This is a genomic window from Rheinheimera gaetbuli, assembly GCF_054781935.1.
Window position 1 is genome coordinate 588,136 of the sequence record NZ_BAAGTL010000001.1, and the last position, 23,637, is coordinate 611,772.

Annotated in this window: 23 protein-coding genes; 14 read left to right on the forward strand and 9 right to left on the reverse strand. The window is 51.1% G+C overall.

The window, feature by feature from the left end:
• Positions 1 to 108 precede the first annotated feature (108 nt).
• From ACYVIC_RS02770 to ACYVIC_RS02805, 8 genes are all read left to right on the forward strand, one after another.
• The gene (locus tag ACYVIC_RS02770; RefSeq protein WP_460857063.1) at positions 109 to 834 is read left to right on the forward strand and encodes a 5-oxoprolinase subunit PxpA; all 726 of its coding nucleotides are present in this window, start codon (positions 109 to 111) and stop codon (positions 832 to 834) included.
• Positions 835 to 842: 8 nt separating this feature from the next.
• Positions 843 to 1,580, forward strand: coding sequence for a 5-oxoprolinase subunit PxpB (pxpB, locus tag ACYVIC_RS02775; protein WP_460857065.1), 738 nt, complete (start codon positions 843 to 845; stop codon positions 1,578 to 1,580).
• Positions 1,577 to 2,518, forward strand: coding sequence for a 5-oxoprolinase subunit C family protein (locus tag ACYVIC_RS02780; RefSeq protein WP_460857067.1), 942 nt, complete (start codon positions 1,577 to 1,579; stop codon positions 2,516 to 2,518). The genes pxpB and ACYVIC_RS02780 overlap by 4 nt, the downstream gene beginning before the upstream one ends.
• Complete coding sequence (locus ACYVIC_RS02785; protein WP_460857069.1) at positions 2,519 to 3,364, forward strand: DUF4392 domain-containing protein; 846 nt, start codon at positions 2,519 to 2,521, stop codon at positions 3,362 to 3,364.
• 137 nt (positions 3,365 to 3,501) lie between these two features.
• Positions 3,502 to 4,368, forward strand: a complete 867-nt coding sequence (locus ACYVIC_RS02790; protein ID WP_460857071.1) for a D-amino acid aminotransferase — start codon at positions 3,502 to 3,504, stop codon at positions 4,366 to 4,368.
• Positions 4,369 to 4,501: 133 nt separating this feature from the next.
• Positions 4,502 to 5,065 (forward strand): DUF6795 domain-containing protein, encoded by a 564-nt coding sequence (locus ACYVIC_RS02795; RefSeq protein WP_460857072.1) that lies wholly within the window; start codon positions 4,502 to 4,504, stop codon positions 5,063 to 5,065.
• Positions 5,062 to 6,234 (forward strand): lipase family protein, encoded by a 1,173-nt coding sequence (locus ACYVIC_RS02800; protein ID WP_460857074.1) that lies wholly within the window; start codon positions 5,062 to 5,064, stop codon positions 6,232 to 6,234. The genes ACYVIC_RS02795 and ACYVIC_RS02800 overlap by 4 nt, the downstream gene beginning before the upstream one ends.
• Positions 6,235 to 6,412: 178 nt before the next feature.
• The gene (locus ACYVIC_RS02805; RefSeq protein WP_460857075.1) at positions 6,413 to 6,847 is read left to right on the forward strand and encodes a DUF6795 domain-containing protein; all 435 of its coding nucleotides are present in this window, start codon (positions 6,413 to 6,415) and stop codon (positions 6,845 to 6,847) included.
• A 43-nt stretch (positions 6,848 to 6,890) separates the two neighbouring features.
• Here ACYVIC_RS02805 and ACYVIC_RS02810 read toward each other — a convergent pair whose 3' ends face one another.
• Together ACYVIC_RS02810 and ACYVIC_RS02815 are read right to left on the reverse strand one after the other, a co-directional pair.
• Positions 6,891 to 7,478 (reverse strand): FMN-binding negative transcriptional regulator, encoded by a 588-nt coding sequence (locus ACYVIC_RS02810; protein WP_460857076.1) that lies wholly within the window; start codon positions 7,476 to 7,478, stop codon positions 6,891 to 6,893.
• Positions 7,479 to 7,491: 13 nt separating this feature from the next.
• Entirely contained in the window at positions 7,492 to 7,890 is a 399-nt protein-coding gene (locus ACYVIC_RS02815; RefSeq protein WP_460857078.1) for a GNAT family N-acetyltransferase, read from the reverse strand.
• A 96-nt stretch (positions 7,891 to 7,986) separates the two neighbouring features.
• On the opposite strand from ACYVIC_RS02815, the gene pdxR reads away from it, so the two are divergent.
• Positions 7,987 to 9,462 (forward strand): MocR-like pyridoxine biosynthesis transcription factor PdxR, encoded by a 1,476-nt coding sequence (pdxR, locus tag ACYVIC_RS02820; protein ID WP_460857228.1) that lies wholly within the window; start codon positions 7,987 to 7,989, stop codon positions 9,460 to 9,462.
• On the opposite strand, the gene ACYVIC_RS02825 is transcribed toward pdxR, so the two are convergent.
• From ACYVIC_RS02825 to nagZ, 3 genes are all read right to left on the reverse strand, one after another.
• Positions 9,387 to 11,939 (reverse strand): EAL domain-containing protein, encoded by a 2,553-nt coding sequence (locus ACYVIC_RS02825; protein WP_460857080.1) that lies wholly within the window; start codon positions 11,937 to 11,939, stop codon positions 9,387 to 9,389. The genes pdxR and ACYVIC_RS02825 overlap by 76 nt on opposite strands.
• A 77-nt stretch (positions 11,940 to 12,016) precedes the next feature.
• Positions 12,017 to 13,210, reverse strand: a complete 1,194-nt coding sequence (locus ACYVIC_RS02830) for an acyltransferase family protein (protein ID WP_460857082.1) — start codon at positions 13,208 to 13,210, stop codon at positions 12,017 to 12,019.
• Entirely contained in the window at positions 13,210 to 15,126 is a 1,917-nt protein-coding gene (gene nagZ / locus ACYVIC_RS02835; protein ID WP_460857083.1) for a beta-N-acetylhexosaminidase, read from the reverse strand. The genes ACYVIC_RS02830 and nagZ overlap by 1 nt, the downstream gene beginning before the upstream one ends.
• 142 nt (positions 15,127 to 15,268) lie before the next feature.
• Here nagZ and ACYVIC_RS02840 point away from each other — a divergent pair, with 142 nt between their 5' ends.
• From ACYVIC_RS02840 to ACYVIC_RS02855, 4 genes are read left to right on the forward strand one after another with little or no spacing between them, the layout of a single operon-like run.
• Complete coding sequence (locus tag ACYVIC_RS02840) at positions 15,269 to 16,828, forward strand: sodium:solute symporter (RefSeq protein WP_460857085.1); 1,560 nt, start codon at positions 15,269 to 15,271, stop codon at positions 16,826 to 16,828.
• Between the two features lie 3 nt (positions 16,829 to 16,831).
• Positions 16,832 to 17,719, forward strand: coding sequence for a glucosamine kinase nucleotide-binding domain-containing protein (locus tag ACYVIC_RS02845; protein ID WP_460857086.1), 888 nt, complete (start codon positions 16,832 to 16,834; stop codon positions 17,717 to 17,719).
• Positions 17,706 to 18,629, forward strand: a complete 924-nt coding sequence (gene murQ / locus ACYVIC_RS02850; RefSeq protein WP_460857087.1) for an N-acetylmuramic acid 6-phosphate etherase — start codon at positions 17,706 to 17,708, stop codon at positions 18,627 to 18,629. Before ACYVIC_RS02845 ends, murQ begins: the two co-directional genes overlap by 14 nt.
• Position 18,630: 1 nt before the next feature.
• Positions 18,631 to 19,779 carry an exo-beta-N-acetylmuramidase NamZ family protein gene (locus tag ACYVIC_RS02855; RefSeq protein WP_460857089.1) on the forward strand — a complete coding sequence of 383 codons (1,149 nt, stop codon included), beginning with the start codon at positions 18,631 to 18,633 and terminating at the stop codon, positions 19,777 to 19,779.
• 39 nt (positions 19,780 to 19,818) lie between these two features.
• Here the strand turns inward: ACYVIC_RS02855 and ACYVIC_RS02860 are convergent, their stop codons facing one another.
• Both ACYVIC_RS02860 and ACYVIC_RS02865 read right to left on the reverse strand, forming a co-directional pair.
• Complete coding sequence (locus ACYVIC_RS02860; protein WP_460857090.1) at positions 19,819 to 20,307, reverse strand: copper resistance protein NlpE; 489 nt, start codon at positions 20,305 to 20,307, stop codon at positions 19,819 to 19,821.
• Between the two features lie 120 nt (positions 20,308 to 20,427).
• A complete protein-coding gene (locus ACYVIC_RS02865; RefSeq protein ID WP_460857092.1) occupies positions 20,428 to 21,117 on the reverse strand; it encodes a pirin family protein in 690 nt (229 codons plus the stop codon).
• 171 nt (positions 21,118 to 21,288) lie between these two features.
• On the opposite strand from ACYVIC_RS02865, the gene ACYVIC_RS02870 reads away from it, so the two are divergent.
• Positions 21,289 to 21,834 carry an NADPH-dependent FMN reductase gene (locus ACYVIC_RS02870; RefSeq protein WP_460857093.1) on the forward strand — a complete coding sequence of 182 codons (546 nt, stop codon included), beginning with the start codon at positions 21,289 to 21,291 and terminating at the stop codon, positions 21,832 to 21,834.
• A gap of 1 nt (position 21,835) precedes the next feature.
• Here the strand turns inward: ACYVIC_RS02870 and ACYVIC_RS02875 are convergent, their stop codons facing one another.
• Together ACYVIC_RS02875 and ACYVIC_RS02880 are read right to left on the reverse strand one after the other, a co-directional pair.
• Positions 21,836 to 22,141, reverse strand: coding sequence for a hypothetical protein (locus ACYVIC_RS02875; RefSeq protein WP_460857095.1), 306 nt, complete (start codon positions 22,139 to 22,141; stop codon positions 21,836 to 21,838).
• Positions 22,142 to 22,211: 70 nt separating this feature from the next.
• Positions 22,212 to 23,627, reverse strand: a complete 1,416-nt coding sequence (locus tag ACYVIC_RS02880) for a M14 family zinc carboxypeptidase (protein WP_460857096.1) — start codon at positions 23,625 to 23,627, stop codon at positions 22,212 to 22,214.
• Positions 23,628 to 23,637: the final 10 nt, after the last annotated feature.

The window sequence follows — 23,637 nt, forward strand, 5'->3', positions numbered from 1 at the left end:
GTTCTTAATTCGATATCCTTTTAGTACAGTATTTGGTCGCATCCGACTAGACTATTACTAAACAAGCAAGCAACATGAATAAATTATTTCTGCAGTGGCGGTACTGACATGAAACTGAATTGCGACTTAGGCGAAAGCTTTGGTAGCTGGCAGATGGGGCTGGACACTGAAGTGATGCCGCATATTGATATGGCCAATATCGCCTGTGGTTTTCACGCCGGCGATGCCGATGTGATGGCGCGCACTTTAGCCCTGGCAAAACAACATGGTGTGGCCGTTGGTGCCCACCCGTCTTACCCCGACTTACAGGGCTTTGGCCGGCGCAGTATGGCGCTATCGCCAAGCGAAATTGTTAACTGTATGCGTTATCAAATTGCCGCGCTGGATGGTATGGCGCTAAGTGCCGGTGTACAGCTAAGCTATGTTAAACCGCATGGCGCCCTGTATAACGATATGATGGCCAAACCGGCAGTGTTTGCTGCCGTGCTTGAGGCCGTCGCCGGTTTTTACAAACCGCTAAAGCTGATGATTTTAGCCACGTCACAACAACAGGCGTTTGCAGATCGGGCAAAAGCGCTGGGCGTAGCCCTGTTGTTTGAAGCCTTTGCCGATAGGCGCTACACCGACGAAGGCACACTAACGCCACGCAGCCAGGCCGGCGCTGTGTTGCATGGCGATGAGATGCTCTCTCAGGTCAGGCAGTTGGTTAAGCACGGCAGTGTCACCACCGTATCCGGCAAACAGCTGGCACTTAATGCTGATACACTGTGCGTGCACGGTGACAACCAGGCCGCTCTTGCTCAGGTGCAACAAATCCGGGCCCTGTTAAAATGAGTACGGGCATGAGCCAGCCGCAGTATCATCTGACTGTTGCCGGTGAAAACGCGCTAATGCTGTATTTTGACCAGCGCATCGACCCGGCCATTTCTGCCCTAGTGCAACAAGTCTGTGTGCTTATCCGCGCTGAATTAGCCGATGATATTATCGACTTGTTACCCTCCTACGCTTCAGTATTGCTTCTGTTTAACCCGCTAAGCACCGATCATTACCGCGTGAAGGCGCAGTTGCAACATTGTCTGGCGCAACTGCAAAGCAGCAACCAGCACAGCGGTAAGATGGTGGAGCTGCCGGTGTATTACAGCGCAGAAAGCGGGCCCGATCTGGCGCTTATTGCCAAAACAAAAAACATCAGCATCGATGAGGTGATACAACGCCATCAGGCCGTCAGCTACCGCGTCTATGCTATCGGTTTTGCGCCCGGTTTTGCTTATTTGGGCGAGGTAGACCCGCTGCTGCAAATGCCGCGCTTAGCCACACCTCGCGCCAAAGTACCGCGCGGTGCGGTAGCGATAGCCGACCGGCAAACTGCGGTGTATCCGGCAGCATCGCCCGGCGGTTGGAATTTAATTGGCCTATGTCCGACCAGAATGTTTAACCCAGCTGTAGAGCCGGCAATGCCGGTGGCGGTAGGTGATGAAGTGCGCTTTGTTGCCATCGATAAAGCCGAGTTTCTGCGCTTAGGTGGTGAACTGCCAGAGCTTGAACTGCCAGAGTTTGAGTATGCGGGGAATAAACCATGAGCGGCTTTAGCGTAATAGTGCCTGGCGTACTGAGTTTACTGCAAGACAGCGGCCGCTTTGGTCAGGGCGCACTGGGTTTAACCAATGGTGGGCCTATGGACGCACCATCAGCAGTCTGGGCTAACCGCTTACTGGGCAACCACAACAATGCCACTTTAATAGAGTGCAGTGTTGGCGGCCTGCAACTGCGCGCCGATACGCACAGCTATATTGCCGTCACCGGCGCGTCGTTGCCGCTGACCATTAATGGCAAAGCAGCAGAGCAATGGACGGTACATAAGGTGCAACCGGATGATTTGATTGAGCTGGGCATGGTAACGAAAGGCCTGCGCGCCTATATTGCGGTGGCCGGCGGCTTTATTATCGCGCCACAGTTTGGCAGCAGCGCCACCGTACTGCGCGAAGCTATCGGCGGCTTAAACGGTAATAAACTGCAGGCCGGCGATACACTTGCTGCCAACAGCGTAGATAAACTACAACGCCAGCGCTTGCCGGCACGCTACCGGCCGCAGTTTAACCGCGTACTAACCTTAAGGCTGGTCGAGGGTTACCAAGCGCAAAGTTTTACCGCTACCGAGCGCCAGCGCTTATACCTCAACAGCTATAACGTGACGCCACAAGCCGATCGCATGGGTTATAAACTCAGCGGCAGCGCCATTAGCTGCCAACAAACACAGCTGCTATCTGAAGGCATCTGCTATGGCGCCGTGCAAATTCCGCCCGACGGCCAGCCAATAGTGCTGTTAAATGACCGGCAAACCTTAGGTGGCTACCCGAAAATAGGCAGCGTATTATCGCTCGACTGTGCTTTATTGGCACAAGCAGGCGCCGGTACAACAGTATATTTTACGCCCATCAGCCCCGAGCAGGCGCACAATGCACTATGTTTGGCCAAAGTACGCACAGCTGCAATTAGCAGCCAACTGGTGAGCCTGTAAATGAGCGCACAGCAGCAAGATTATCTGGCGCTAAGTCAGCAAATAGAGCAGTTATTAGTGCGGCAAAACCTGCGCGGCATGGCAAACCTTAAGCCGCATTTACGGCCGGGTTATATACTGCGCGCTGCGCGCCTTATTAATCAATGCCGCGGTATGGTGTTAATCGGTACCGGCTTTCCGGTACTGAATACCTTTGAAACCGACGGTCCCGTCGGTGCCATTGGCTTGTATCAGTTACTTAAGCGCCTTGGCGCAGCGCCGGTTATTGTTTGTGGCGATCCGCTGTACAGCGCGCTTAAAGCCGATTATCAGTGCTATCAAATCAGCGTAAACCAGTTTGACGCCCTGCCAACCGTTGCCGAAGCGGCGCTGGCACAGCTTAAACCGCAATTGGTTATCTCAATTGAACGGCCTGGCTTTAATGCGCAGCAGCGTTACGCCAATATGCGCGGCGAGGATATTAGTTCGCGCTGCGCCAGCTTTGACTACTTTTTAACGCAAGCAGCCTGCCCGACCATTGGCATTGGCGATGGCGGCAATGAAATTGGTATGGGTAATCTGTTGCAGGCGGTCAGCGCGCTGAACATTACGCCCTGCGTGACACAGTGCGATGAGCTGATTGTCGCCGATGTATCGAACTGGGCAGCCTGGGGTTTAGCCGCTATGGTGTCGCTATTGCGCGGCGAAAACCTGCTGGCCGGTGCTGAGCCGCTTACCATTTTGCAGTATTTGTCGGCCAAAGGCAGTGTCGATGGCGTAACCCGGTTAAATACGCTAACCGAAGATGGCCTGGCGCATACTGAAGGCGAGCAACTGATTGAAGATCTTGAATTACTAATGAAATGAGAACCGGTTTACCCTAAGCCGACCGTTGCAGGCCAGGATGGCCGAATCGAGCCTACAGGGATGTATTTACGGCGTGTCGGTGTGGGTGAACCGGTTCGATTGTGCACAACCGAACCGTGTTTACAGCGAGAACCGCAATGACAACAGTATATTTAAACGGCGCCTTTGTACCGGCCAGCGAAGCGAAAATATCGCCGATGGACCGCGGCTTTCTATTTGGCGACGGCATTTATGAAGTGATCCCCAGCTACGCTGGGCGCTTTGTTGGCTTTGGCCCGCATATTGATCGCATGCACAGCGGCTTAGCACAACTATCGATAGACCCTAAGCTTAGCCAGGCTGACTGGCTTCATATTGCAGATAAACTGCTGGCTGACAACCGTGCTGAGCTGGGCGAGAACCTCGGTGTGTACTTTCAGGTAAGCCGTGGCACCGATACCAAACGCGGCCATGCTTTTCCGGCCAATATCAGCCCTACCGTATTCGGTTTTGCTTTTGCTATCCCGCCCGAGCCGGTAGCCGACAAAAGTAAAGCCACCACTTACGCCGTAGTTACCGGCCAGGACTTACGCTGGCAGCGCTGCCATATTAAATCCACCTCACTGCTGGGCAACGTGCTGCATTACCAGCAAAGTTACAGCCAGGGCGCGCAGGAAATACTGCTGTTTGATAAAGACAACAACTTAACTGAAGGCGCGGCGGTAAATGTGTTTATCGTTAAAGATGGCGTTATTGCTACACCAGCGCTAAGCCATAAACTGCTACCCGGCATTACCCGGCAACTGCTGCTGGCAATACTGGCCAAACACAGCAGCATCAAAGTAGAAGAGCGCGATATCAGCGAAGCGGAAGTGCTGGCCGCCGATGAAATTTGGCTTACCAGCTCCAGCAAAGAAATTGCCCCGGTGTTACTGGTTAACGATAAACCGGTTGGCAACGGCGAAGTCGGCGATGTCTGGCTGGCAGTACAAGAGCTATTTAGTGCACATAAATTCGACTATTAACAGCTCTCATTTGTGGCGCTGTTAACAGCGGCAGCGCCACTTCTGCCCCCCCGCCCTATTCTCATGAATAATTAATTTACAAAAATGCATTATTTATATATCTTTTAGCAACCTCATTTCAGTAGAGCCCCGCATGCATACTTTTATGTTCAGGCGAAAGCCATTGCTGCTGTTGGCCGCAGCACTGACTTTTCTGGTATTTATTGTTTTCTCACAACAGGTTACGGCAGATATGTTTAGTTGGTTTAAAAAAACAGAAGTAGAGTTGTCTCCTGAAGTTAACGGCACTATCACTTTAAATGGCAAGCCAATTGCTGGCGCAAAAGTACTCCGATATTTAACTTACAGCGATAAAAAATTTAATGACGGTACTACTACCGACGAGCAAGGCCGTTTTCAGTTACCGGTTAAAGCAGTAAGGCTAAAAGTTTCTTCAATGTTTGACACTGCAGTAACACAAAACTTAGTTGTTGAATACGCGAATAAGCGAACTGATGTTTGGACTGCAGGTACAACTAACACGCTGAACTACGAAAGTATTCATAAATTGTTATCCAGCATGAAGTGTGAATTGACCTCACCTGAGATGAGGTTAGAAATCCCCAGGGGAAACCCTCAATCCCCGCCGCTTGGCGTTGCAAGTATATGCACTTTTGAACACGACGAAGTCATACTAGAAAAGGAATTATGGAAATGAATGAACTGACACCGTTAATGGCTGCATCCTTAGCTAACTCAGTCTATCTACTGAAAGAAAATGGCAGGGAGAAAGAGTTTTCGCTAGAGCTAAATACTCAAGTAACCAAAAATTTTGACTTTGATTTGAGCAGTCATCGCCTGACAGGTGTGTCGGGCAGTTTTGTTTCCCGGTTATTCAACCGTAAAACGGGTTTTGCCGCTATTGGTAAAGGTAAAGCCTCATATGCAGGCGATCACGTGGTAGCCATTCGTGGCACAGACGGCTTAAGAGATATTATTACCGACTTAAACATCGGGTTGGCAGGCGGCGATAATAACTCACTGGTACATTCTGGCTTTAACAAAGTATTTCAAAGCATGAAACCCGCTTTGGAACAAAGCCTTACACCTATCTTAACGACCAATGGTCGCGGCACAGTGCACTGCGTTGGCCACAGCCTTGGTGGCGCGATAGCGCACATCACTGCAGACTGGATAAAACGGCGTTATAAAAGCCGTGTATGTTTATATACTTTTGGCTCACCACGGGTTGGTTTAGATGGTTTTGCCATTAAAACTACCGGCAATATTGATAAAATATTCCGTTGTACCCATGCCAGCGACCCTATCCCGTTAATTCCGTTGTGGCCTTTTATGCATGCGCCATATAAGGCACGTGAAATACTACTTAGCTCCGCTCAGGGGTTGCGTGCTTCAGGACATAGTATGGGAGAAAACGGTACGCCAGGCTATTTAAACACGGCCAACAGTAACAGCTGGGATGCCTTACAAAGCCTTTCTAATGAATTGTTTAAAGAGACTGAACTTAAATATCCCGATCGGCATCAGGTTACCTTTACTACCTACTGGGCTCATCGTATAAATAATGCGTTGATCACATTACTTAAAAAAGCAGGCATGCTGCCATTAATTTACGCTCAGGCTCGTATTGGCACCTATCTGACGTTTTATGACATGCTGGCCTCTTCTGTAGAGAAGATAGCCAAACTTCCTGGCGACGATTTTCCTGCGCAAACCCTTGGTTTACTCGGTCATATGCTGGTATTTGCCGGTAAAGGAGCAGTCAAAGTAGCTGATTTATCCTTTAAATTTATTCGCTGGGTATTTCAAGTGACCATTGACGCTTTGCATCGAATTGCCAGACAAGCAATGGACTTGGTTTACTAGCTAGTCAAATAGACTGCTCTGTCTTACCGGATAGTCCTCTTTTGGCTATCCGGTAAACCTCATCAACTTCATTTACTGGCAAAAAATGCTCACAACCCGCCTTACCTTCACTAGCATCGCTTTAAATATCTTAGCCATTGTAGTTTTTATGGTTTACACACCGCAGGTTTTAGCAGATATGTTTAGTTGGTTTAAAAAATACGATGTGCATTTATCTCCTGTTGTACAGGGAAAAATTACTTTGGATGGTAAGCCGCTGGCGGGTATCAAAGTGTTTCGCGAACTAGACTACGACAAATCTTACAACGATGAAGTGGTGACTGATGAGCAGGGACAGTTTTATTTTGCAGAAAAAAACATCAAGTCACGCTTGCCTGGCAATAAATTTGATCAATCGAAAAGTCGGCAAGTTCTATCACTCGACTATCAGGGCAAACTGTTTCTGCTTTGGTATTTGAACACATCCAGTATCAAGCCACAGCAAGCCGTAGTGCAACGGCTTGCCTCGTTAAATTGCGACCTCAGTAATGAAGAGCTGGAGCAAGTTTTTCCAAATTTTGAAAAACCTGACTTCCCGCATAGCACCTTTAGCATTTGCCGCTGGCCAGATTAAAAGCAGATTTATCGCAACTTTTGAGCGGGATCGGTCAGATTAGCTAGCTTGCTCCAGCATGCTGCATCATCTGCCACACTTTAGCGGGCTGCTCTGTTTGCTGCAAATAGCGAATAACGGCTTGCTGCTCGGCGGCTGATTTGTTTTGCGATAATTTAAACCGGCCGGTTACGCAGCTAAGGCTGATCTCTACCCCTACTATCGCCTTAACCAGCTTTTGTTGATAGTCAGCCGCTTGCAGCATAGCCGGTGCGCTATGCGCCTCCTGCTTTCTTACCAGTGCCAGCGTTTGCTCATTGTCCAACAAGCGGGCAGTGCCTTTTAGCTCAACCAGGGCGTAGTTCCAGGTAGACACTGCAGGTTGCTGGCTGTAGCAGCTGGCCGGTACGAAGGCATGCGGGCCCTGAATAACAACGGTTACCTGTGCGCCGTCGAGTTGCCTGAGCTGCGGGTTATTGCGTGCTAAATGGCAGTAAGCTTTGCCTAAGCCCTGTTGCCAGTCGAATAAAAACGGCAGCGGGGTATAGCTTAAACCACTGTTGCTCCTTAACAACAAACCAAAATAATGCTGCAGCAACAACGCCTGCAATTGTGCGCTGTCATCGCAGTGGTAATAAGGTGGTGGATACACTACTGGCTCCTTACTAATACTGACGCTGAATATGAAAAGCATTGTCTATCGCAGTAAAACCCACTGCCGGGTAGTACTGCATAGCCGAGGGTGCGCTGCGTAATAACTGTTGCACCTGCGGCCCGCTAGCCTGCTGCACGGCGGCCAGCAGCGCCTTGCCAATGCCTTGCTGCTGCCAGGCTTTATCGACCAGCAAATCACAGATATACACCACATAGGCTTTGTCGGTTAAACAGCGCGCCAGCCCCACTAACTTGCCATCTAATCTGGCGCTGATCAGTAAATTGCTACTTGCCAACATTATTGCCATGCGCGCACTGTCGTCTGTTGGCCGGTTAATACCGGATGCGCGGTACAGCGCCAGCATTTCGTCCAGCTTAAAACTGCTTTCTTGTTGATACACTATCGTCATTGCTTAGCCTCCTGTTGTGCTGCCGTTAGCATAGCGGCTAAACTGGCACTATAAAAAGTACCGGTTTTAACAAACAAGGAGATCCAGTTGCGCTTAGTGACTGATGGCTTGCAACTTGGTGGCACAGGCAGTTTGCGCCAGCAGCTGTATTTGCTGTTACAACAGCAACTATTAACGGCGGTGTGGCCCAGCGGCGCTTTGCTGCCCTCCAGCCGGATCCTGGCCAGCGATTTAAACCTTAGCCGCAATACCGTCAACCAGGTACTGCAACAGTTGGTCGCCGAAGGCTATATCGAAGGTCTGCCCGGCAAGGGTTACCGGGTGGCGGCACTGCCCGAGCAGTATTTTCAACCTGCAGCCGCCAGCAGCAATGTTTTGCCAGAACTGGCAATGCAGCAGTATGCACTGCCGCATAAAACCGGCGCGGTAAATGGTTTATTGCAACCCGGCGTGTCTGCGCTGCAGCAGTTTCCTTATGCGATTTGGCAGCGCATGTTGCAACGCCATTGTCAGCGGGCGGTGCTGGGCGGTTTTGCTGATCCGCTGGGTTATTTGCCGCTACGCCAGGCGCTGGTGCAGTACCTGCGCCAGGCACGTCAGGTGGTGTGTGATGAGCAAAGTATTCTGATCACCGCCGGTGCTCAACAGGCACTGTTTATTGCGGCTAAGTTAGTCGCCCGCGCCGGTGAGCAGGTACTGATGGAGAGCCCGGGTTACCCGCGCTTAAAACAAGCATTGCAGCTGTGCGAACTGCAAGTGCAGCATCTGGATGCCAGCGGTGCTGATGGCCTGGATATCAGGGCGCTGCCCGACAACACAGCAGCAAAAGCGCTGTTTTTAACGCCGGGCCACCAATACCCGCTGGGCGGCATTATGCCGCTGCCACAGCGTATGGCTGTGCTGGACTGGGCGCGCCAGCAAGGCGTCTGGCTGGTAGAAGATGACTATGACAGCGAGTTTCAATACCGCCACCGGCCAATTGCCAGCTTACAGGGTTTAGCTGGCGGTGAAGGCGTACTATTTGCCGGCTCGTTCAGCAAAACGCTGTTTCCGGCGCTGCGCCTCGGTTATCTGGTGGCGCCGCGGCGGGTAATAGCGCAGGCGGCGGCCATACTGCAGGCACTGCATGGCGATGTGGCGTTGCTGCCACAGGCGGCACTGGCCGATTTTATCAGTGAGGGGCATTTTGGCCGCCATCTGCGCAAAATGCGCCGCCACTATCAGTGGCGCAAATTACACGCCATGCAGATGTTATCGCAACAGCTACCACAATGTCGTTTATATGCACAGGACGCTGGCTTGCATTTGGTACTGCAGTTTCCAAACGCTATTGATGAAACTAAATTATTGGCACGGCTAGAGCGGAAAAATATTAAAGTACAACCTCTTAGCCGCTATCTGTTTAGCAGTGAAGTACGTTACGGCCTGGTGCTGGGAATCGCTAATCACAGCGACACAGACTTTAACGAAGCCCTGCATCAGCTATGCCTGCTATGTCACTCAGCGCTGGTTGAAGTATGTAGCGGCTTAGGGGCAAAATCGGCCAATGGCGCGGGCTTGCCAAATAAATAGCCCTGAAACTGCTGACACCCCAGCTGCTGTAACTGCTGGTATTGTTGCTCGGTTTCTACCCCTTCGGCTATCACTGCCAATTCCAGACTGTGGCCCAGCGCCAATATGGTTTTGATAATCGCCTTATCATTAGCATCGGTAAGAATATCACGGACAAAGGAGCGGTCGATTTTCAGCTGGCTTAGCGGCAAGCGCTTCAAATAACTGAGCGATGAATAGCCGGTACCAAAATCATCCAGCGAAAAACGTACGCCCAGACCGGTAAGCTGCTGCATTTTGTTTATTACGGTATCAACATCCTGCAACAACTGACTCTCGGTGAGTTCCAAGACTAACTTATCTGGCATGGCATCGTTATCGCGAAGGGCTTTTTTAACTTCATCTACAAAATGCACGTCGTGCAGCTGGCGCGCGCTGACATTTACCGCCAGATACCAGCTGGCGCTATTGCTTTGCCGGGCCCATTCTGCCAGTTGCATACAAGCTTGTTGCAACACCCAGCGACCAATTTGCAAGATCTGCCCACTGGATTCAGCGATAGGAATAAACAACCCGGGTGCTACCAGGCCTTTATCCGGGTGCTGCCAGCGTAATAACACTTCTGCACCCACGATAACGTTGTCAGCTTGTACCTGTGGTTGAAAATAAAGCACAAATTGCTGTTGTGTTAGTGCCAGACGCAAGCCTGCCGCTAACTCGGCCCGGGCGCTAACTTCAGCCTGCATTTGCTGGTTAAAAAACCGTACACCGTTGCGGCCACGCTCTTTAGCATCGTACATCGCCAGATCGGCGCGCTGCAGCAATTCATCGGCATTGCAGCCATCAGAAAACATCACCACGCCAACACTGGCTGACAAGCTGTAAGGCCGTTCTTGCAGCATAAAGGCTTCTGCCATAAGCTGCACAACCTTATCTGCTATTAAGCCGGCTTTCTGGCTGGCCAGTTCAGCGTCCGGATGCATATCGGTCAGCAACACTACAAATTCGTCGCCACCAAGCCGCGCCAGCGTGTCAATTTTGCGTAAGTGCTGCTGTAACCGCTGCGCCGCCAACTGTAATAGTTTGTCGCCCATAGCATGGCCCAGGCTGTCATTCAGGTCTTTAAAATGGTCCAGGTCAATAAACAGTAAAGCGCCCTGTTGTGGCTGACGTTGATTTAATGCCACCGCATGCTGCAGACGCTCCAGCAGCAGCCGGCGGTTTGGCAGGCCAGTTAAAGCATCGTAAAACGCCAGTTGGTGAATTTCCTGCTGTTGCTGTTTGTGTTCGGTGATATCAGTAGAAATACCGCACAGCGCATAGATTTGCCCTTTGCTGTCACGCAACGGCAATTTAACCGATAAATAGGTATAACAGTGCTGGCCATCCAGAGAGCGGTTTTGCTCTTCTTCTACAATACGCAGGCCCTGTTGCAGCACTTTTTCATCATTTTGCTGCAGCTTTGCACTCGTAGCGGCATCAAAAAAAGCATCATCACGCCGGCCAACAACCTCATCAGGTTCGCAGCCAAATAACTGAGCTACTTTGCGATTAATGTACTGATAACGACCTTTAGTGTCTTTGATATAAATATGCGCGTCGACACTGTTTAGTATCGTGCTTAACTGCTCCTCGCTGGCTTGTAAATGCCGGGTTTTCTCTGCAACTTGCTTTTTTAGCCACCAGGCTCCCAATAGCGCCAGCAGTAGCAAGGCCGACAGCATTGTCAGCAGCCACCACACTTGTTCAGGGAGCTGAAGTGCCGGTACGTCCGCCCCCCAGCGCTGCAGTATATGGTAATAAGGCGAGCTGGCGTTAGCTTGCCATTGCGCCATATAGGTTTCGATAACCGTCAACAGTCCCTGGTTACGCCCTTTGCCGGTAGCGTAAAACAGCTGTGTCGGCTGAAAAATCACACTACTTTGCGTAAGCTTAAACTCTGCCATATGGGCCAGACCAAAGTAATGGTTGGCAGCGACAACATCGGCCTGCCCGGCCGCGACCATAGCAAAAGCCTCGGCCATTGAGCGTGCTTCCAGTAACTGCGCACTGATAACGGCGGCAGCCACTTGTTGTTGCAAATAGTGCTGCTGAATAGAATCACGTAATACCAACACCCTTTTGCCTGCCAAATCTTGCAGCGAAGCCACCGGCACACCTGGTGCAAGATACAACTGTGACCAGCTAAATAAGGCTGGCGTAGCATGAAAATCAAGCAGTTGTGAGCGTTCGTCACTGAAAGCAACGTCTGGCAACAAATCAATTTTACCGGCTTGCAACAATTGCAGGCAATATGACCAGTCACACTGCACCGCTTTTAGCTGCCAGTTTTCGCGGCTGGCAATCTCAGTAAGTAATTCGCCCAAAATACCCGAGGCAGAGCCATCAGCTGCGGCGACAATTTTTGGCGGGTTTTGGTACACGCCAACAACGACTTCCCGGCCGTGTACCAAGGCAGCACCAGCTAACAGCAACAGTAAAACTATAGCCCTGATCATTAGTGCTCCATCACCCACTTCAGCTTCGGTCCCTGAAGCTTATGTTATGGCTGTAATTTTGCCAGTGTCACCTTTAATTAGACTTTAAATATATAACCGCGTTTATAGCACCAGTGCATGAACAGGTAGGATATAAGCAGGAAGCTTAGCGCAAAGGCCAGTGAACCGTTGTAATCGCCAAACAACGGTTGATACAGTGCACTGAATAGCCAGCTTTGCAATGAGCTTTGCCCCACGCTGAACATACCCAGCAGCCGCCCAGCAATACCGGCAAACATAAAGAACAAGATGGCATTGGCACCAAATACCACAAAGGGCGCGCTCCAGCGCCGCCAGCGTTTTACATCACACAGCCAGATACAGGCCGCCAGCGCAATGGCGCAATAGCCGCTGCTTAGCAGCACAAAGCTGGGGGTCCACAGGCTTTTGTTAATCGGTAAGCCAAAATGCCATAGCTCAGCCAGCCATACTGCTACCACACCGCATAACAGCAAGCCGCGTATTTTCTGTACCAGGCTGCGTTCAGTTTGCAGCCACTGCGCAATTAACACTCCGCTAAGGCAACTGGCAATTGCAGGCAAGGTAGACCAAAGCCCTTCAGGGTCAAAGGCAAAGGGCGTGGCGCTGCGATAATAAACATGGTTAGCCCCCAGCACGGCATGATCCAGCCAGGCGGCAAAGCTGTTACCAAACAGCAGCAGGCCGCTAAACTGATTGCCGTACACGTCGGCATAGGGCACATACAGCATGCCAACCAAATACAGCGCACATAAGCCTAATAGCCAACCAATCCGGCCACGGCTACCGCAATACAACACAATAAGTACAGTAAAAAAGTAAACCAAGCCGATACGTTGCAATACACCCAGCCAGCGCAGTGTGAGCAACTTTTGCTCAATGTAGCTGTATGCCGGGTCACGAAAATTGTAGTAAAACAACACCAGAAATAAACCCAGGCCAATAAGTTTTACACTGCGCAGTGCCGCCTGTTTTATTACCACTGCATGCGCAACAGCTGATTGCCGCTGCAGGCTAAGCTGCAGCGACATACCGACAATAACAATAAAAAACGGAAAAATAAGGTCAGTTGGTGTCCAGCCATGCCAGTCGGCATGACGCAGCGGGCCGTACACATAGCTCCAGCTACCGGGGTTATTTACCAAAATCATCGCGGTAATAGTAAGCCCGCGCAATGCATCCAGCGCCAGCAAGCGCTTAGCAGGTAATGCTGCAAGTATGCTGTCGGCATAACGCTTGTACAGGCTTAACATCAGTCGTTGTAGCCGGCAACGGTAACCGGCAGTTTACCGGTTAGCGGGTATAGCCGTAACAGTGCCTGAGCCAGGGCTTCATAAGTCGCATTACCGGCCGCCATAGCACTGGCATCTTCTGCCGTGTTATAGGCATAGCTGGCCAGTATCACATCGGCATAGCGGCCATAGCGGCTAATATCGTAAGGAGCACGCAGGCTAAGGAAAATATGCGCTTTTTTCTGCGCGTTAATCAACGGCAATAAGGCTTCATACTGCCGGGTCTGGCGCTCGTAGGCAGCTGCAATATTGCGAATACCGGTTAAATCATCCATACCGCCAATATCGGCCAGGCTTTGCATCGGCGAGATAAAACCACTAATTACCAGATCTGCCGCCGCAATTTGCGCAGCAGCCTGGCTTAAATCGGTTTGTTGCAAACTGATAACGGCAATATCAAACGGCTGTTTGGCGTAATGTTTTAGCGCCGCAGCCAGAGCCTGGGCTTTCATTTGGTCCGGCAACACCAGCAACAGTTTTTTGCTGTCGCTAACAGTCAGCGGCCAGTCTGCCGTGGTGGGTTTTACTTGTGTTATTGCCGCTTTAGCCAACAAGAGTTCTTGCTGACGATGTTCTGGTTTGCCCAGGCTCGCCTTAGCCTGCGCCAGTTGCAGCGCCTGGGTTTTGGCCTGCGGCAACAACGGATATTGCTGTTTTAGTGCCACTATGCGCTGATAAGACTGAGCCAGCTCTGTCGCGGATAACTGGCCGGCATCAACTGCCGTAGCTAAGGCATCAAGCAGCTGTTGTAACGCATTTAGCTCGCCCGGATGTTGCAGTTTAACCGGCATCAAGGCAATGTCGGCACCGGCGGCAAAAGTTTGCACTACCGCTTCGGTGTGCGTAAAAAATTTACTGATGCCGGCCATATCCAGCGCGTCGGTAACAATAACACCGTTGTAGGCCAGCTCTTCACGTAGCACGTCGTGCAGAATTTTGCGCGATAAGGTGGCGGGTTTTAACATGGTTTCGCCGTCTTTAGAAACAAAGGTGCTGCTATCCAGTGCCGGATACTGAATATGCGCTGTCATGATCATGCCCGGGTTATGCTGTTTAATGATTTGTGCAAACGGCAGTAAATCGACGTTGCGGATCTGCTCAATACTGTGGTCAACCCTTGGCAAACCTAAATGACTATCTACCTCGGTATCGCCATGGCCAGGGAAATGCTTCAGCGCCGCTATCATGCCACGCTGCTGCATTGCCGCTGTCATGGCACCGCCCAGCTCGGCCACCTGCTTTGCATTCTCACCAAAAGCACGGACATTTATTACCGGGTTTTGTGGGTTAACATTCACATCAATTGTCGGCGCAAAATTAACGTTAATACCCAGTGGTAGTAGTTCATCGGCCAACACCCGGCCCACGTCTGCAGCAAACTTAGTACCGTGCTCAGCAAAGGTGGCTCCTATTGCCATATTGCCGGCGAAAGACGTCGCAAGGCCTCGCGGTAAGCGCGCAACACGACCACCTTCCTGGTCTATGCCAATAAATAACGGTAACTGCAATGCTGACTCCGCAGCAGCCTGCTGCAAATCACGGTTAAGCTGCACAATTTGCTCGATGCTGTGCAGATTTTCGGCAAACAAAATCACACCGCCAATGTCGTAGTCACGGATCAGGCTGGCCAGCTCTGGCGGCAGCTCGGTCATCGGCGTGCGGCACTGGCCCTGCTGGGGTATTTCAGCGCAGTAATAGCGCAGGTCCAGCATCAGTTTTTGCCCCAGCATTTGTTTTACGCTGGCTGGTGTTTTAAACAGCGCTGCAGCATTAACCGACATAGCTATCAAACCAATACCGCAAAGCAGCACCGCCAATAACGTTGAATAAACGCGACCACAACATGACATGATTTTCCTGACAGTTAACTGAAACACAGTGCACTCCGGTATTGTGAACAAAGCCTGCTGTAGTACAACAAAAATAATTTATACATTCAAGATAATTATAGATGTATAAATTACCCAACAAATTAATTCTGTGTTATGTTAATCAAAGTGCAATCCGGTGGAACCACTTATGCAACTGACCTCTCTGGACTGGATAGTCTTTTTTGGCTACTTCGCTATATTGGCAAGCGTTGGCTGGGCGGTAAACCGCCGGGCCAAAAACAGCCAGGACTATTTTCTGGCTGCCAATTCAATGCCGGTGTGGGTTGTCGCTATTTCAGTGCTGGCAACCTCGCAATCGGCCGCTACCTTTCTTGGTGGCCCTGATATGGGCTTTCGCGGCAACCTGAGTTATCTGGCATCCAATATCGGTGCCCTGATTGCTGCAGTACTGGTAATGAAACTGCTGCTGCCACGCTATTATCAGCTAAAAGTAACCACTGTATATGAGCTGCTTGAGCGCCGTTTCGGCGCCAGTGCCAAAGATCATGCCGGTAAGATGTACCTGTTTGGCCGCTTATTTGCCAGTGGTGCCAGGTTATATATGGCCGCTATTGCTGTTGCGATGCTGCTGTTTAATAACATTGCGGCCTCCAGCGTGTTAATTGCCGTTGCGCTGTTGGCGCTGATCGGCCTCATCTGCACGGTGATGGGCGGCATACGTTCGGTTATCTATACCGATGCCTTGCAATGCGCCGTTTACGTCAGCGCTGCTCTGCTGGTGCTGGGTTATCTGTATTACAGCCTGGAGCTGGATTGGCAAACAATTTACGCCGCACTGGACGCCCCTGCCGACGGTAGCACGTCGAAATTGCTGCTGTTTGACTGGTCGGTGGATTTTAGCTCCGGCGGGGTATTTAATATGTACTCGGCGCTAACCGGTTTTGTACTGCTTAATATCGCAGCTTTTGGTATGGATCAGGATATGACACAGCGGGTACTCACCTGCAAAGACAGTAAGGCCGGGGCTCGCGCGCTGTTAAGCTCGGTATTGCTGGTTATTCCTACCATGTTGGTATTTATTCTGATTGGCTTTTTACTGTACATTTTTTACCAAAGACCTGATCTATATCAGCCTGTTCAGGGGTTCGCCGATAGCTTTGCCGGCGAAAAAGTCACGGTATTTATGTATTATGTACTGAATGAGATGCCCTCTGGCTTACGCGGTTTAGTGGTGGTTGGCGTTATCGCAGCGGCATTGTCAACCATTACGTCAGGTCTTAATTCGATGGCCTCAGTGTTGGTAGCCGATATCTATCAGCCGTGGCGCTTAAAGCGTCAACCTGACACCCAACCGGGCCACTTTGTCCGGGCAGGTCAGTTAGCAATGCTATTCACAGCCACGGCACTAGCACTAATGGCAATATTATGTTTTTACTGGCAACAATACTCTGCCATGCCATTGCTGGCTTTTGCACTGAGTGTGATGGTGTTTTCTTACAGCGGCCTGCTGGGTGTGTTTTTTACTGCGCTGTTTACCCAGCGCGGTAACCGGCGCACAGTTACTGCAGCCTTGTTAAGCGGCTTCGCTGTTACCTTGGCTTTACAACCTTACATTGTACAATTTTGGAGCCCGGCTCTGGCCGCGCTGGATTTAGGTTTTACCTGGCAGTTATGCCTTGGCACGCTGGTTTCCAGTCTGGTATGTCTGGCAGGCAGCGCGCAGCATAGCGCCGGGAGCGAGGAGTAATTTATGTGGACCCTAACGCTGGATGGCGGCGGCAGTAAAACCCTGGCCCGGCTAACAAACAGCGCAACTGGCCAGCAATGGCAGCAACAAGCTGGCCCGGCGTCACTGACCAACGATTTTAACCTGGCACTGAGTAATATTCGCCAGCTCAGCCAGGCATTGTGTCAGCAAGCAGCAGTGCCGACGCAGCAGGTTGTTGCCGTAATGGGCCTGGCCGGTGCCGGTAATCCACAACAGCAGCAACAGGCGATTCAGCTGCTGCAAAGCGATTATCAGCAATTGCAGATCACCACGGATGCACGCACCTCACTGTATGGCGCGAATCTGGGTCAGCCGGTATTGGTGGTTGCGCTGGGCACGGGTTCAGTGGCCATGCGTTTACTGGCTGATGGCAGTGAGCAACAAATTGGTGGCTGGGGTTTTAATATTGGTGATGAAGGCGGCGGTGCCTGGCTAGGTAAACAAGTAGTACGTGAATTGTTGTGGCAGGTAGACAGTCTGGCCGGTGTGCAAAGCCCACTCTTGCAAGCAGTGGCGCAGCAAATTGGCGCCAGCGCGGCGCGCTTGTTACCCTGGCTAAAAACTGCCAGCCCAACCGATTTTGCTGAATTTGCACCTCTGGTATTTCAGTTTGCCACTCAATGTCCGCTGGCTTTAACGCTGCGACAGCGCCATACCGATGCGGTAGAGCAACTTTTGTGGCAGGGGTTGGAGACATTTTCTCTGCCGGTAGTGCTATTGGGTGGTCTTGCTGAGGGTACAGCCCCGCTTCTTAGCATGGCATGCCAGGCATTACTGCAACAGGCTAAAGGCAGCGCACTTGACGGTGCTTTATTACTGGCACAACAGCTTACCTCTAACGTTTCGGAGCCTGTGCATGAACATCAATAATCAGGATACGCTGCTAGATCAGCTTAACAGCATGAGCTCAGAAGCTCGTAACCCGCACAGTATGGATATCGATTTACTCAGTAGCCTGGAAATCGTGCAGCGGATAAATCAGGACGATCAGACCGTGGCGCACAGCGTAAGCCAGTGTCTGCAGCAAGTCGCCACCGTGGCCGACCGTATAGTCGAAGCGTTTGCTCAAGGTGGGCGCTTAGTGTATCTGGGCGCAGGCACCAGTGGCCGGCTGGGTATTTTAGATGCTGTAGAATGCCCGCCCACCTTTAGCGTACCCTCAACAATGGTTGTTGCACTGATAGCCGGTGGCGACGGCGCTGTCTACAAAGCTGTAGAAGGCGCAGAAGACAACCCACAACTGGCAGTAGATGATCTTAAAGCGATAGCCCTTAATAGCAATGACATTCTGGTGGGCATTGCAGCCAGTGGCCGCACCCCTTATGTAATCGGCGGTTTGACCTATGCCCGCAGTATTGGCTGTTACACCGCAGCTATCAGCTGCAATGCAAATGCAGCGGTGCTTAGCGCTGCAGATACCGGGATATGTGCAGTAACCGGGCCAGAGGTACTTACCGGATCAACCCGGATGAAAGCCGGCAGTGCGCAAAAAATGTTGTTAAATATGCTAAGCACTACCGCGATGATCCGCAGTGGTAAGGTTTACCAAAACCTGATGGTAGACCTACATGCCAGCAATGAAAAACTGGTCGCACGCGCAGTACGCATCGTCATGCAAGCCACTGACTGTAGCGCAAAAGAAGCGCGCCGGGCACTGGATGCAGCTGATATGAGTGCAAAGCTAGCTATTTTGCATTTGTTAAGCGGCCAAAGTATTGCGCAATGTCGCACGCAACTGACACAGCAAAACGGTTTTATCCGCCGCGCATTGGAGGCCTGATATGCGAATTATTAGCCTGGTGTTTTTCTGTTTAGCATTTAGTCTGAGCGCTACTCAGCAGCTACAAACCGGTGCTGAACAATTGGCCGCATATCTGCCCTTACTAAAAGATAAAAGAGTTGGCCTGCTGGTAAACCAAACTTCGCTGGTTGGCGAACAACATCTGGTTGATGTGCTACTGGCCAATAAGGTGAAAGTGGTGAGTATCTTTGCGCCCGAACATGGCTTTCGTGGTGATCACGACGCCGGCGCCACAGTAAACAGCGGTACCGACAGCAAAACAGGCCTGCCGCTGTGGTCTTTGTATGGCGCCAGTAAACAACCCGCTGCGGCACAAATGCAACAGCTCGATGTGGTGATCTTTGATATTCAGGACGTGGGCGTACGTTATTACACCTACATCAGCTCCATGCACTATATGCTGCAAGCTGCGGCAACACATGGGGTAGCAATGCTGGTGCTAGACCGGCCTAATCCAAACGGCGCCTATGTCGATGGCCCACTACTCGAGATGGCTTTTCAATCTTTTGTTGGCATGCATCCTATACCGCTACTACACGGCATGACTGTCGGTGAGTTGGCAAAAATGATTAAAGGCGAGCGCTGGATAAGCCATGCCGATAAGCTACAACTCACTGTGGTACCAATGACCGCTTATCAGCGCAATATGCCTTATGCGTTGCCGGTAAAACCCAGCCCAAACTTGCCTGATGCCCAGGCGGTGGCATTGTACCCGTCGTTAGGTTTTTTTGAAGCGACACCGCTTAGTGTGGGTCGGGGTACGGCTTTTCCGTTTAACGTGATTGGCTATGATAAGTTTGGACCCGCCGATTTTACGTTTACTCCGGTATCTACACCCGGCGCAGCGCTAACGCCACCGCTTATGGATAAACAACTGTATGCCGAAGATTTGCGTAACGTTGCCGTTAAAGGATTAGACTTGCAGTACCTGCTGCGCTGGCATGCTTTGTTTAAACAACATAACGAGGTGTTTTTTACCGCACCGGCATTTATGGACAAACTGGCCGGTAGTAGCCAACTGCGTTTACAGATAGAACAGGGGTTAACCGAGCAAGAGATCCGCGCTAGCTGGCAGCAGGCTTTGCAACGCTTCCGTCAGCAACGTCAGCGTTATTTGCTCTACCCTTAGCCAGCCAGCGTTGCAAAGCTGGCAAGATAGCGGTTATCGTTAAAGCGACTCAGATTCGTCAAACTGCTTTTGCAGAGTGTAACGCGCGGCCAACTCGCCGGTTATGCGCTTGCCTTGTTGGTCCAGCATAAACAATTGGTTTTCGCCAACAAAAAACTGCACCGGCTGTGCCGACTCCAACAACACTATGCTGCCAGAATCACTCCAGCTAAACTTGCCCTGGCTAATAAAGGCGTCTGCAGCTTTACCCAGGTACAGTTGTGACAACTGATAGCGACCATCGTCATTTAGTATCACTTCCGTTTGAATACCTTCACAATCAGCACAGGGTATAACCCCCAAATAGCTACCCGCCCAGTCCAGGCTATTACGCGCATTGTGTTCGCTATCTGCCATCGCGTTATTAGTTGCCCGCGGTGGCGCAGGCGTAGTCGCTACGGTATCTTCTGCAGCTTTACCCGGCGCATAGTTATCACAGCCAGCCAATAATACAACAGCAACAGCAGTAACTATTAAACTTGCCTTCATAGTACGGTTTCCTTATAGCGTTTACCTCTGCCGGATAATATCCGGCACTCAGTAACCGCTATATTGCAGCGCCTTGTGTTTATGCTGGCTGAATAACTTATCAGGCGTACTGCCGCCGTGTCAGGGTAAATCAAAGATCAGTGCCTTTACGGCAGAGCCAGCTGTCAGCATTAACGCCGTTTCATCGCTGATCTTTATCCCATCACCCGCGTTTAGGCTATTGCCGGCTACGTCCAGCTCGCCGCTGATAAGATGAATATACAGTTTGCGACCGGCTGCAGTGTTAAATATCAGCTGCTCTGCCTGGGGTAGTAGTAACTGATACAACAAAGCATCCTGACGTAGCGTTAAACTGCCATCACGACCATCTGGCGACAAAATGAGTGTCAGGCCCGGTTGCTGGCCAAAATCTTTTTGCTGATAACCTGGCTGACCACCAAACTGGTTTGGTTGTAACCAAATCTGCAGAAACTTCAACGGTTCGCTATCACTGGCATTAAACTCACTGTGATAGATACCGCCGGCAGCACTCATCAGTTGGTATTCGCCGGCGGGTAGTACCTCGGCATTACCTGCCGAATCTTTGTGAGCAATATTCCCCTGCAGCACCAGGCTTAAAATTTCCATATCTTTATGGCCGTGGGTATCAAAACCCGCGCCCGGCGCCACCCAATCGTCGTTAATAACTCTTAACGCCGAAAAGCCCATTTGTGCCGGATCATAGTAGCTGGCAAACGAAAACGTATGGCGGCTTTGCAACCAGCCAAAATCGGCTTTACCGCGATCTGCTGCGTATCTTATAGCGAACATCTGACATCTCCTGCATTACACTCACCTTAGCGCTTTAGCTTAGCTACGTAGCTATATTGGCAAAAGCGGAATAATTTGCCGTCAATGTTCAAATATTTTGAACTCAGTGCAAAAGCGAGTCCCTCAGCTACACTGATACGTTACGGTTTCAACCAACATACGGAGTAAACAATGAGTATTAATGTACTGGCGATTTGTGGCAGTTTACGCGCAAAATCAACCAACCGCGGCTTGCTGCGTTTTGCTCAGGGCCATGCACCGGAAGGAATGAAAATTCACCTGGCCGATCTGTTAGAAGTGCCGTTTTACAATGCCGATCTGGCAGAAAAGCCCGCTGCTGTGCAGCAATTGCTGCAACAGCTAGCCGAAGCCGATGCCTTGTTATTAGCTTGTCCGGAATACAACTATTCGTTAGCCCCGGCGCTAAAAAATGCCTTAGACTGGGCATCACGTGAACCCGACAACCACCTGTTAACTGGTAAACCAGTGGCCATTCTGGGCGCCGGCGGCGGCATGGGCACCAGCCGTGCTCAGTACCACCTGCGCCAGGTATGCGTGTATTTAAACTTACACCCGCTTAATCAGCCGGAAGTTTTTGCAAACGCCTTTACCGGCGGTTTTAACAGTGACGGCGATCTGATTGACGAAAAAATACAAGCTCTGATCGTTAAGCAGTTGCAAGCCTTGCAAAAATGGCAGCTGCAACTATCTAAATAGTTCAGGGCGTGTCAGACCCGGTTTGCACGCTGCTGGCAGTCACTACACATTGCCAGCCCCAGCTGCGCTGTTTTTCGGCAAAGTCAGCGGCTTTTTGCTCACAGTAACCCGCCTCGTTGCTGGCGCGCCATAACACCGTGTTCTGGCCGTCTTTGGTGTAATGTACTTCGCATGGCAGCTCGCTGCCCTGCGGGTAAACTACTTCAATAATCCGCACCGCATCGCCAAGCTGGCAATGGGTAATTTGATTATCTGCAGCCGCGGCGCTCAAAGAGCCCACCAGCAGTGCTAAGGTCAGTGCTTTCATTTTGTTCTCCAAAGTGGTTAAAGCCTGCACAGTATAGCAAAGCCCGGCCAGGTCATTCGACACAAGGGCATTAACTGCCCAATGGGTTAAGCAAAGTAGCGCTGGCAAGGTGCAACAGCTGGCCATTTAGCAGTGCCAGCTTTACTCCCTCATTATCAACCAGCAAAAACGTGGCCAGCCGCTGTCGCTGCGGCACATCGTTACTGAGCGCCGATGGATTCAACACCACGGGCAAGCCACTGTTATTTTGCAGCAAAGCCGCATCGCCAGTGAAATGGCTATAGCCCTGCGCCAGCAAGGCCAGATAGGCCGCTTTATCTAACGTGAGCGCTGTAGTCAGCGCATAAGCACGGCCAGCCTGAAACTGCAGACCACTGGCATCAAAGCGGTGAAAACTGCCATACACTGACATATCGCCAATATCGCGGATGCGCGCCTGTTTGCGGCCATCGAGGTCAAAATCCAGCGCCAGATCAACAGTGGCCGCATGCCCGTTCAGCGTAATGCCCAGGCCGGTTAGCAGCATATCTTTAATACCACCATCACGGTTAAACGGTATCGCCTGATAGGCGCTGAGCGGTTGCTTCAGATAACTTTCGCTGGCAATGCTGTTTAACGTCATCACCAGTAGCTGTGTATTCAAGCGCCGGGCCACCTGGCGGTGGTCATCGTTAGGGTGGGCACCCGACTCTATCAGCACTGTGCTAATGCCCATACCGGCAAAGGTATCGCCAAACGAGCGCCAGGAGAAGGTATCGTCGTATTTTGCCAGGTGGCCAGGCAGCAGCCGTTGCATCAGATCTCGCATATCGCCAATCAGCTGCATGGCTTTAGCACGGGCTGGATCTATGTCTTTTGCCTCGTTGAAAGCCGGCGCCAACAAGGATATGGTCGCCGCTTTATCGCTGTCGCCCACCGCATAAAAGCGGTTTTGATCATGTAAATTCAAACCAAACGCGGGCTTAAACGCCGTCGCGGCCTGCATCAGCAGTCTGCCTTCAGGCGTTTGCAGTGCCTTCGCATCGCGGTTAATGTCGATACCCATGCTGTTTAGCCGTGTGTTGGCGGCTGCACCGTCCGGGTTAAGCATGGGGATAATGCGCAGGGTTATTTTATCCTGCCAACTATTGCGCCAGAGCGCTTGCTCGTCAGCGGCAAGCAGATTAAGCAAATCCAGCAAGGCAGCAGTGGCGGTTGGCTCATCACCGTGCATTTGCGACCAGGCCAGTATTTTCACCGGGCCAGTGCCAATATCTATTTGCCAAACCGGCACGCCAAGGGCAGAGCTGCCTAACGGGTTAAAACGAAACAACGGGTTTTGCCGGTGACGCTGTAACACCGGCTCAATATCCGTGTAACTCAGCTGAGGTTTATCCAGCCCGGCTTGCCGGTAACGTTGATAATCACTGTCGCTAAGCGTCATTGCCTGTACCATTGTTGTTAACCCCACTGCTATTATTAACGCACTGCGCCATAACCAGAACATCTGCTCCCCT

Bases quoted from the DNA above. Each gene is read 5' to 3' on its own strand.
- ACYVIC_RS02860 (WP_460857090.1), bottom strand. From the start codon at position 20,307: ATGAAGGCAAGTTTAATAGTTACTGCTGTTGCTGTTGTATTATTGGCT.
- ACYVIC_RS02830 (WP_460857082.1), bottom strand. From the start codon at position 13,210: ATGTTAAGCCTGTACAAGCGTTATGCCGACAGCATACTTGCAGCATTA.
- ACYVIC_RS02785 (WP_460857069.1), top strand. From the start codon at position 2,519: ATGAGCGCACAGCAGCAAGATTATCTGGCGCTAAGTCAGCAAATAGAG.
- ACYVIC_RS02800 (WP_460857074.1), top strand. From the start codon at position 5,062: ATGAATGAACTGACACCGTTAATGGCTGCATCCTTAGCTAACTCAGTC.
- ACYVIC_RS02845 (WP_460857086.1), top strand. From the start codon at position 16,832: ATGTGGACCCTAACGCTGGATGGCGGCGGCAGTAAAACCCTGGCCCGG.
- ACYVIC_RS02790 (WP_460857071.1), top strand. From the start codon at position 3,502: ATGACAACAGTATATTTAAACGGCGCCTTTGTACCGGCCAGCGAAGCG.
- ACYVIC_RS02870 (WP_460857093.1), top strand. From the start codon at position 21,289: ATGAGTATTAATGTACTGGCGATTTGTGGCAGTTTACGCGCAAAATCA.
- ACYVIC_RS02840 (WP_460857085.1), top strand. From the start codon at position 15,269: ATGCAACTGACCTCTCTGGACTGGATAGTCTTTTTTGGCTACTTCGCT.
- ACYVIC_RS02770 (WP_460857063.1), top strand. From the start codon at position 109: ATGAAACTGAATTGCGACTTAGGCGAAAGCTTTGGTAGCTGGCAGATG.
- ACYVIC_RS02875 (WP_460857095.1), bottom strand. From the start codon at position 22,141: ATGAAAGCACTGACCTTAGCACTGCTGGTGGGCTCTTTGAGCGCCGCG.
- ACYVIC_RS02865 (WP_460857092.1), bottom strand. From the start codon at position 21,117: ATGTTCGCTATAAGATACGCAGCAGATCGCGGTAAAGCCGATTTTGGC.
- ACYVIC_RS02880 (WP_460857096.1), bottom strand. From the start codon at position 23,627: ATGTTCTGGTTATGGCGCAGTGCGTTAATAATAGCAGTGGGGTTAACA.
- ACYVIC_RS02795 (WP_460857072.1), top strand. From the start codon at position 4,502: ATGCATACTTTTATGTTCAGGCGAAAGCCATTGCTGCTGTTGGCCGCA.
- ACYVIC_RS02815 (WP_460857078.1), bottom strand. From the start codon at position 7,890: ATGACGATAGTGTATCAACAAGAAAGCAGTTTTAAGCTGGACGAAATG.
- pxpB (WP_460857065.1), top strand. From the start codon at position 843: ATGAGCCAGCCGCAGTATCATCTGACTGTTGCCGGTGAAAACGCGCTA.
- murQ (WP_460857087.1), top strand. From the start codon at position 17,706: ATGAACATCAATAATCAGGATACGCTGCTAGATCAGCTTAACAGCATG.
- ACYVIC_RS02780 (WP_460857067.1), top strand. From the start codon at position 1,577: ATGAGCGGCTTTAGCGTAATAGTGCCTGGCGTACTGAGTTTACTGCAA.
- ACYVIC_RS02805 (WP_460857075.1), top strand. From the start codon at position 6,413: ATGTTTAGTTGGTTTAAAAAATACGATGTGCATTTATCTCCTGTTGTA.
- ACYVIC_RS02855 (WP_460857089.1), top strand. From the start codon at position 18,631: ATGCGAATTATTAGCCTGGTGTTTTTCTGTTTAGCATTTAGTCTGAGC.
- ACYVIC_RS02825 (WP_460857080.1), bottom strand. From the start codon at position 11,939: ATGATCAGGGCTATAGTTTTACTGTTGCTGTTAGCTGGTGCTGCCTTG.